General features: G+C 57.7%; 8 protein-coding genes and 1 pseudogene. 2 read left to right on the top strand and 7 right to left on the bottom strand.

Annotated features, from left to right (window positions below; all coding sequences use genetic code 11):
• From CLV88_RS20635 to CLV88_RS20615, 5 genes and pseudogenes are all read right to left on the bottom strand, one after another.
• Positions 1–79, bottom strand: a pseudogene (locus tag CLV88_RS20635) (electron transfer flavoprotein subunit beta/FixA family protein); the annotation flags it as partial.
• A gap of 24 nt (positions 80–103) precedes the next feature.
• Positions 104–952, bottom strand: coding sequence for a sugar phosphate isomerase/epimerase family protein (locus CLV88_RS20630; protein ID WP_106610298.1), 849 nt, complete (start codon positions 950–952; stop codon positions 104–106).
• Positions 952–2,100 carry a dihydrodipicolinate synthase family protein gene (locus CLV88_RS20625; RefSeq protein WP_106610297.1) on the bottom strand — a complete coding sequence of 383 codons (1,149 nt, stop codon included), beginning with the start codon at positions 2,098–2,100 and terminating at the stop codon, positions 952–954. The genes CLV88_RS20630 and CLV88_RS20625 overlap by 1 nt, the downstream gene beginning before the upstream one ends.
• Positions 2,101–2,110: 10 nt before the next feature.
• The gene (locus CLV88_RS20620; RefSeq protein ID WP_106610296.1) at positions 2,111–2,881 is read right to left on the bottom strand and encodes a 3-ketoacyl-ACP reductase; all 771 of its coding nucleotides are present in this window, start codon (positions 2,879–2,881) and stop codon (positions 2,111–2,113) included.
• On the bottom strand, positions 2,878–4,023 hold the full coding sequence (locus CLV88_RS20615) for an acyl-CoA dehydrogenase family protein (protein ID WP_106610295.1): 1,146 nt from the start codon (positions 4,021–4,023) through the stop codon (positions 2,878–2,880). The genes CLV88_RS20620 and CLV88_RS20615 overlap by 4 nt, the downstream gene beginning before the upstream one ends.
• Before the next feature lie 138 nt (positions 4,024–4,161).
• On the opposite strand from CLV88_RS20615, the gene CLV88_RS20610 reads away from it, so the two are divergent.
• Positions 4,162–5,178: an aldo/keto reductase gene (locus tag CLV88_RS20610; RefSeq protein ID WP_106610294.1), complete on the top strand. Its 1,017-nt coding sequence runs from the start codon at positions 4,162–4,164 to the stop codon at positions 5,176–5,178.
• Entirely contained in the window at positions 5,175–5,636 is a 462-nt protein-coding gene (locus CLV88_RS20605; RefSeq protein WP_106610293.1) for a MaoC family dehydratase, read from the top strand. The genes CLV88_RS20610 and CLV88_RS20605 overlap by 4 nt, the downstream gene beginning before the upstream one ends.
• A gap of 12 nt (positions 5,637–5,648) precedes the next feature.
• Here CLV88_RS20605 and CLV88_RS20600 read toward each other — a convergent pair whose 3' ends face one another.
• Together CLV88_RS20600 and CLV88_RS20595 are read right to left on the bottom strand one after the other, a co-directional pair.
• Positions 5,649–6,416, bottom strand: a complete 768-nt coding sequence (locus tag CLV88_RS20600; RefSeq protein WP_106610292.1) for an enoyl-CoA hydratase/isomerase family protein — start codon at positions 6,414–6,416, stop codon at positions 5,649–5,651.
• Positions 6,413–7,984, bottom strand: a complete 1,572-nt coding sequence (locus CLV88_RS20595; protein ID WP_106610303.1) for an acyl CoA:acetate/3-ketoacid CoA transferase — start codon at positions 7,982–7,984, stop codon at positions 6,413–6,415. Before CLV88_RS20595 ends, CLV88_RS20600 begins: the two co-directional genes overlap by 4 nt.
• Positions 7,985–8,070 lie beyond the last annotated feature (86 nt).

Below are 8,070 nucleotides of genomic sequence, written 5' to 3'. Positions count from 1 at the left end.
CAACTCCGCTCCCGTCCGCTTTAACACGAACCTTCACGTTGTAATCAATCACGCGCTTGACAGGTACCAAGACCTTCATGGGCGGATAACTCCTTGGGGTATATTAACAATCAGAGCGGAAACGCTCGACCATTGTGTCGAGCACATCGTTAGGATCTTTCTTCCACCAGTTTTGTGCGGAGAAAATTTCGACTTCGCAGGCGCCGGCGTACCCTGCGTGTTCGACGGCGGCCCGGATGGCTTTCAGGTCGGCGACACCATCGCCCATCATGCCGCGATCGAGCAGCATATGGGTGGTGTTTTCCAGCCAATCGCAGATGTGATAGCCAAAGATCCGTTCTCCGGCGGCGGTGCAGCTGGCGGCGAGATTGCGATCCCACCAAACATGATAGACGTCGACCGCAACGCCAACATTGGGCGCGTCTACAGCGTTACAGACGTCGAGTGCGTCCTGAACGGTGTAGATACAGGTGCGGTTGCCGCCAAACATCGGGTTCAAAGGCTCGAGCGCCAGTTTTACACCGCGTTCGGCGGCGTAAGGCGCCAGCAGGGCAACGCGGTCGGCGAGGATCTTTTTGCTTTCAGCTATACCCTTGGTGCCGGGTTCAGTTCCGCCGGTGACGATAGTCAGGACCGGGGTGCCGAGCGCTGCTGCCATGTCAATTGAGGCGTGGGCATCCTCCATGAGGTCGGAAGGCACGTCAGAGCCGACAAGGAAAGGTGTGCGGCACAGGCCGACCACCTCCATGCCAGCGGCGCGCACACGGTCTCCGATCTCGACCGCGCGGGTGCCGATCTCGCGGCGCCAGAACACGATTCCGGCCATGCCACGTGCGGCGCAGGCATCGATGATCTGTTCCGGCGACCAGCCCGCGCCGAACCCGTCAAGGTTATGACCCAGCGTTGCCGTGTTGAGCGCCAGCGCGGAATGATCGTTGGAAAAATCGCGCATCAGACCCCGTATACCCCAAGCAGTTTCTGCATACGATCCACGGCCATGTCGGGATCGCGCAAGAGGCCGTTTTGCTCGGCCAGTTTGAAGCAATCTACAAAATAGGGCAGTGGCCGGGTGGCCTGTGCGCCGTTCAGCATAATGAAGTGGTCTTGAAACCCGTTGAGCCACGCGAGGAACACAACACCGGTTTTGTAGTATTGCGTTGGTGCGCGGAAGATCAGGCGGGCAAGCGGCACTGTCGGGTCAAGCGTGTCTCGGAACCCTTGGGTGTCCCCGGCGCCAAGCTGGCCCACGGCCTTGCCCACAGCCACGGCGAGCGGGTCGAAAATGCCCAGCAGCGCGTGGCTGAAGCCCTGATCGTCACCCGCGATCAATTCGGGGTAGTTGAAATCGTCGCCCGTGTACATTTTGATGCCCTCTGGCATACGGCGGCGCATAAGGATTTCTTTGTCCTTGTCGAGCAGTGAAATCTTAATGCCATCTACCTTGTCCGCGTTTTGCGACATGATGGCGAGAGTGGTTTCCATGGCCGCATCAAAGCTGTCGGTGCCCCAGTATCCGGACAGCGCTGGGTCAAACATGTCGCCAAGCCAGTGCAGGATAACGGGTTGGTCGCAGGCTTGCAGTACCTCGCCATACACTTTGATGTAGTCATCAGGCGAAGTGGCCAATCTGGCGAGTGCTCGGCTGGCCATAAAGATAATGCGGCCGCCAACTTTTTGGATGGCTTCGACCTGTTCGAGATAGGCAGCAGTGACGTCATCAAGGCTTGTTGCGTCTGACGGATCAAGCTGGTCTGTACCGCAACCGTTGAAAACCAGCGCATCGGGGAATTCAGTTTTGGTGCGGGTGATCAATTCTAGCGCGCCGGGCCAGTCGAGGCCCATGCCACGCTGTGCCGTGTCCATGGCTTCGGCGATGCCGATACCCAGATCGCTAAGATAGGCGCGGAACTCCATCGTCTTGCCCCAGTCAACCGATGCGCGACCTGTGGGGTCGTTTGCGCTGAATGGATCGGCAACCACGTGGGCCGCTGAAAAAACCACTCGTGCAGGGTTTGCGCCAAGCGGTGTCGGCGGGATTGGCGTGCCAGTCAGGTGATAGTCAGACAGCACACCAGAGGTGTCGGGAAGGGCGATTTTCATGTCGGATCCTTTAGAAGCGAGGCACCAGTAGGCCGCCATCTGCTGAGATGGCCTGTCCGGTGGTGTAGGGGAGTTTGCCTGCGGCCAGTGTGGCGATGATTTCGCCCATGTCCTCGGGGGTGCCGACACGAGGCAAAAGTGTGAGGCCGTCTTTGGCGCGCTGTTCGTAGCTTTCGATCACGGCCGCCGTCATTTCGGTCGCGATGAGGCCCGGCTGTACGTCATATACGGCAATGTTTTCCGAACCCAGACGGGCAGCCCATGCTTTGGAAACCATCGCGGCCGCAGCTTTGGAGGCGCAGTATTCCGAGCGCGGTACCGCCACGGCCACGGCATTGGACGAGGTGACATTGACGATGGCGTGAAACAGCGACGTATCTCGGTCGCGTGCAATGAGGCGTTTGGCAAAGGCCTGTGTCAGAAAGAACATCGCCTTGGTGTTCACGGTTAGGCAGCGATCCCAGCTTTCCTCGGACACGTCAAGCGGATCGCCCCGGCTCATCACCCCAACGCCGGCGTTGTTAACCAGTGTTGTGAGCGGGCCAAGCGCCGCTTCGATCTTGTCCATGGCCGCGTCATGGGCGGCAAGGTCGGTGACGTCAAATGGGGCGGCTACAGCATCGATGCCCTCGGCGGAAAGCGATGTGACGGCGCCGGTGAGTTCATCGTCATCAAACGGGCTGTTGATCGCAACCGCAAAGCCCGACCGCGCTAGTGCGCGGGCGGCGCCGAGGCCGATCCCGCGACTGGAACCGGTAACAAGGGCGACTTGTTTCGTCATGCGGCAGCTCCGTGTTTGAAGAGTTCGCGCGCGATGATCATGCGCTGTATCTGGTTCGTGCCCTCGTAAATCTGAGTGATCTTTGCGTCGCGGTAAAGGCGTTCGACTTCAAATCCGCGAATATATCCAGAGCCGCCAAATACCTGAACTGCATCAGCGGTGCGCGCTACGGCCATGTCCCCGGCAAAGCACTTGGCCATGGAACACGCCTTAGTCGCATTCAGACCGGCGTCGATTTGCGCGGCGGCAGAGTGGACAAGAAGGCGGGCAGCCTCGATGTCTTTTGCCATATCAGCAAGCAGCCATTGTACGCCCTGAAACTCGGAAATCTGTTTTCGAAACTGCTTTCGTTGCTGGGCATAGTCGACCGCTGCTTCGAGCCCGGCCTGTCCGATGCCAACCGCCAAAGAGGCAATTCCGACACGCCCCTTGTCCAGAACGCTCATCATCATATGGAAGCCGCGATTTTCTTCGCCAAGCATAGAGCCTGCCGGTAGCTTTACATCAGTGAAGTTGAGCGCACCGACTTGGCTGGCGCGTTGACCCATCTTGTGCTCTTTGGGGCCGCGCTCTACGCCGTCTGCATGCAGATCAACCACAAAGATCGACATGCCGCGATTGCCGGCTTCCCTATCGGTGCGCGCCAGGACAAAGCCCACATCTGCCACTGGCGCATTGTGGATCCAGATTTTGCCACCGTTCAGCACCCAACCATTGCCATCACGCACCGCTTCTGTGCGGATACCAGAGACGTCGGTGCCGGCCTCTGGTTCTGTGATGCAATAGGCCACCTTGGTTTTGGCTGTCATTACGTCGCTGAGAAGTGAGGCGCGCTGTTCGTCTGATCCGTGACGAACGAGTAGCGTACTGATGAGTTCAACCAGACCGCACTGATCAGCAACTGAAGCATAGCCGCGTGACAATTCTTCCATGACGATTGCATAGGTCACGGTGTCAAATCCTGGTCCACCCATGGATTCGGGGACACCAATTCCAAACAGCCCCAGAGCGCCCATCTGCTCGTAAATATCTGCCGGAAACGACTCGTCCCGGTCCAGTTGTTCAGCAATTGGGCGGATCACGCCATTGGCAAATTCTCGCGCCATATCGCGCACTTGGTGGTGTGTTTCGTTCAGGTACATCGCGATTCCCTTAGTAACCGTTTGGTTACTTTAGGCGGTGAAACGGATTGACGTCAAGGGTGATATTCCAATTCAATGCTTGCAATCGCGCGTGCATATCGAATAATAACTGATTAGTTACTTATGGAGGACGCCGTTATGCAACCCGGTGCAAAAAGCAAATTTGGACGTGTTGATCTGGAGGTTTCGGCCTTTGCATTTGGCACGGCCCCGGTCGGGAATATTTTTCGCGAAATCGACGAAGAAACATCAGATGCGATGTTTCAGACCGCTTGGGATTCTGGGGTGCGTTATTATGATACGGCGCCAATGTACGGGCACGGATTGTCCGAGTTGCGCACTGGCCAGAGCCTGCGCTGGAAGAACCGGGATGACCTGGTTCTTTCGACCAAGGTTGGTCGCCGTTTGGTGCCTGCGAGACGCGCTGACATTGATTTTGCACCATGGAACAACGCGGCGCCGTTCCAGTTGGAATTTGATTACACCTATGATGGCACAATGCGCGCGTTTGAAGACAGCCTTCAGCGGATGGCGCTCGAGAGCATCGATATTGCGTTCATTCACGACATTGATGTGTTCACCCGCGGCGATGAGCAGCCCGAAGTATTCAAACAGGCGATGGACGGGTCCTGGCGCGCGTTGGAAAAACTGCGCGATGAGGGGCTAGTCAAAGCAATCGGCGTTGGTGTGAACGAGTGGCAGGTTTGTCATGAGGCGCTGAAACAGCGCGACTTTGATTGTTTCCTGTTGGCCGGGCGATACACGTTGCTTGAGCAGGATGCGCTGAACGAGTTCCTGCCGTTGTGTGAAGAGCGTGGGGCGGCAGTTGTTGTTGGCGGTGGTTTCAACTCGGGCATTCTGGCGACTGGCGCCAAAGAAGGTGCGAAATACAACTACGCGCCTGCACCGGATGACATCATGGATAAGGTCCGCAAGATCGAAGCGGTCTGTACCGAATATAACGTGCCGCTGCCTGCGGCGGCGTTGCAGTTTGTGGTCGCACATCCGGCAATCCCGAGCTTTATCGCTGGTACGCGTACCGTGCAGCAGCTTGAGCAAAACCTTGCCTGGTTCAGCCATCCAATTCCTGTTGAATTCTGGGCGGACCTCAAGGCCAAAGGTCTGTTGCGCGAAGACGCTCCAACGCCGGAATGAGCAGGGGACGAGACCTGAATGCCGGTCGGTATTCGTTTGCCGCGGTCGAGGTCGGGGATCGGGTGCAGACCGGTTTGGTGACAGTCACAGGCGAAGCGATTGATCGCTTTGCCGACCTGTCCGGGGATCGTTTTGCCATACATATGGATGATGACGCGGCGCGGGCCAAAGGCTTTCCGGGCCGCGTTGCGCATGGGTTATTAGTGTTGTCGCTGGTGGATGGTTTGAAAAATCAGGCCCCGGCGCAGTTTGACGCGATTGCGTCTCTGGGATGGGACTGGACGTTTTCTGCGCCAGTGTTCATTGGCGACGTATTAGAGGTCGAAATCACTGTACTGGAAAAGATCGAGAGCCGGTCAAATCCGGCCCGCGGGATCTTGCGGTTGGGCTTTGTCGTCACCGACCAGAATGGGGACACCGTGCAACGGGGCACCAACAAGTTGATGGTGCATTGCTAACGCGGTTTTGTGTCAGAATTTCGGTTTGGTCTTGTTTCTGAAGGCCGCGAGGCCGGTTTTTAGGTCGGCGGAACCTGCCGCGATCTGTCCGGCCAGAGCCTCGATCACACGTTCGCGGTCTTCGCCTTCGGCCGCATTGATCATTTGTTTGGACAGCAATGTCGCCTGTGGGCTGCGTGCCATGACGCGCGCAGCGGCAGCTTCTGCGGCGGCCATGGCGGTGCCGGTTTCGACCACCTGATCCACAATCCCGAGCGTGAGAGCTTCGGTTGCGGTGAAAACCTCTCCCAGCACTGACATGCGACGCACTGGTTGCGCGCCAAAGCGGCGTACGGCACGTTGGGTGCCGGACCATCCGGGGATGATGCCAAGGCCCGGTTCGGGCTGTCCGATCTTGATCTGGGTTTCGGCAATACGCAGATCTGCGCAAGCCGCAAGTTCAAGCCCGCCGCCCAGAACATGTCCATCCAGCACGGCGATCACCGGTTGTAGCAAGCGGGCAAGCGCGTCAAAGGCGACGTGGCCGTCACGAACCCAATGATTAGCAAAATCTTCGGGTGTTTCGTCAGACCATGCCGCGATGTCGCCCCCTGCACAAAAGGCTTTGCCGGCACCGGAGAGCAGAACAACGCGTGCCTCGGACCGTTCAATTCGACGACAACACAGCATCAGCTCGTCCACCATTTCCGCATCCATCGCATTGAGCTTTTCCGGGCGGTTCAGAACCAGCCTGGCAATACCGTCAGCGATCTCCAGATCAATGCGCGAGGTGTCGGTCATTGATAGAGACACGCGGCGTCGGCCTGAAACAGGGCCGCGTCCATGGTTTTGAGCTCTTCAGCCACCAAAAGCGGTGTTCCGGCCTGAGACAGAATGTGCTTCTCAAGGTCAATGCCCGGTGCAATTTCGGTGACCATCAAGCCACCCTGAGTAAGTTTAAGCACACAGCGTTCTGTCACATATGTCGCTTCGCGCCCCTCGGCGGCGGCGCGTTTGCCAGAGAAAGAAACGTGATCAACTTCGGGTACAATCTTGGCGATCTTGCCTTCGCGGTCGATGACCAGTTTGCCGTCCTCAATATGCATCTTGGCCCCTGCGTTGAATGTGCCCGAGAATACAATACGCTTGGCGCGGGTGGTGATGTCAACAAACCCTCCGGCCCCTGCGGTGCGATGCGGTGTAGCGGCAAGACGGGAGACGTTGACTGAGCCGTCGGCACCGATTTCAAGGAACGAGAGCAACGAGCAGTCAAATCCACCTGCCTGAAAATAGGAAAACTGGTGAGGCGAGGCGACAAAGGCTTCGGCGTTAGCGGAGCAACCGAACTTAAAGTCGAGTAGGGGGATCCCGCCCACGGCGCCCTGTTCAATGACCCACGTCACGTCGCCATGATGGCCTTCTTCGAGATAGATGCGCGGGACATTGGCGGACACACCAAAGCCGATATTGACGGCCCAACCCTTATGCAGCTCTTGTGCGACGCGCCGGGCGATCACCTTGGGGACGCCAAAATCCATCAGGCTGAAACTGTCGAGCGGGCGGATTAGTTCACCCGAGATGGCCGGATCATACGGTGTCGCGGTGGTCTGAAGCATGTCCGGGGCTTCGACGATGTGGTCGACCAGTATGCCTGGCACACGCACGTCATGCGGGCGTATCGAACCATTCGCCGCGACGCGACGCACCTGGGCGATGACGATACCGCCGTTGTTGTGCGCCGCAAGTGCCATTTCCATGGCCCCAAGGTAAGCGCCTTCGCTTTCAAAGCTCAGATTGCCGCGCTGGTCGGCGGTGGTGGCGCGAATGATGGCCACATCGGGTTGCAGCGCGTCGAAGAACAACCAGTCTTCGCCGTTGAAGGTTTCGTGGCGGACAATGGGTTTGGTTGCAGCAACGTCGTTCATCGCGCAGCCGTGCTGGTCCGGGTCGACAAACGTGTCGAGACCAACCTTGGTGAACACGCCCGGTCGGTGTCCTGCGCCTTCGCGTAGCATGTCAAATATGATGCCAGACGGAACGTTATAGGCTTCGACCTGATTGGCGGTGATCATTTGCCAGATCAGAGGGGGGGCTGCGTTTGTTGGGCCAGACGGGTAGGAGCCACCGATGATACGCGACAGGCATCCGGGTTTGGCAATATGATCAATGCCCTTAGTGCCAAAAAAGTCGCCGGCGGCAATCGGGTGGATGGTGGTCAGGTTGTTGGGCGCACCGGTGGTGTCAAATCGCTTACCTAATGCGGCCAAAATAGCATCTGGGCAGCATAAACCGCTGGAGGAATTGACTGCCACCATCGCATTGTCAGGGATCAAGGCGGCGGCTTCGTCGGCTGTTTTTTGTTTTTTCACGGCGTCCTCCGATGACATTTCAATGTCAAAGTAACTAAATGGTTATATAGAATATGACAACCAAACCGCGCTGAATCAAGCGCATT

The sequence above is a fragment of the Shimia abyssi genome (assembly GCF_003014475.1).
Lineage (GTDB): Bacteria > Pseudomonadota > Alphaproteobacteria > Rhodobacterales > Rhodobacteraceae > Shimia > Shimia abyssi.
Note: the sequence above shows the minus strand (reverse complement) of the source record. Positions and strands in the feature narration are given on the sequence as shown.